The sequence below is a fragment of the Allobosea sp. 01N443 genome (assembly GCF_056399325.1).
In genome coordinates, this window is record NZ_JBFTRC010000430.1 from 1 (window position 1) to 513 (window position 513).

The 513-nt window shown below is 58.9% G+C and carries 1 protein-coding gene; it reads left to right on the top strand.

The features are described 5' to 3' along the window. A partial coding sequence (locus AC1DRP_RS36835) for an integrase core domain-containing protein (protein ID WP_476771178.1) occupies nt 1–513 on the top strand: 513 nt, incomplete at both ends.

Consider the following 513-nt stretch of genomic DNA (forward strand, 5'->3'; position numbering starts at 1 on the left):
GCTCTACCTCTACGTGGCCATTGATCGCACGAGCAAATTCGCCTTCGTCCAGGTGGTCAGGAAGACCGGCCGGACCTCGGCTTCTGCCTTCCTGGTGGCTCTGATCGACGCGGTACCGTACCGGGTCCACACCGTTCTCACGGACAACGGAATCCAGTTCACCTTCCCGGCTCGTTACGCCGACGGGCCGACAGCTCGTTACATCACCCACATGTTCGACATGCGGTGCCRCGAGAATGGCATCGAGCATCGCCTCACCAAGGTGAAGCAYCCCTGGACCAACGGGCAGGTTGAGCGGATGAACCGCACCATCAAGGAAGCGACCGTCAAGCGCTTCCACTATGACGATCATCGCCAGTTCGAGGCGCACCTCACAGACTTCGTTGTCGCCTACAATTTCGGCCGCCGGCTGAAGACCCTTAGGGGGCTCACACCCTACGAGTTCATCTGCAAATGCTGGACTTCAGAGCCAGAACGATTCAGGCTCGATCCAATCCATCAAATGCCGGGACT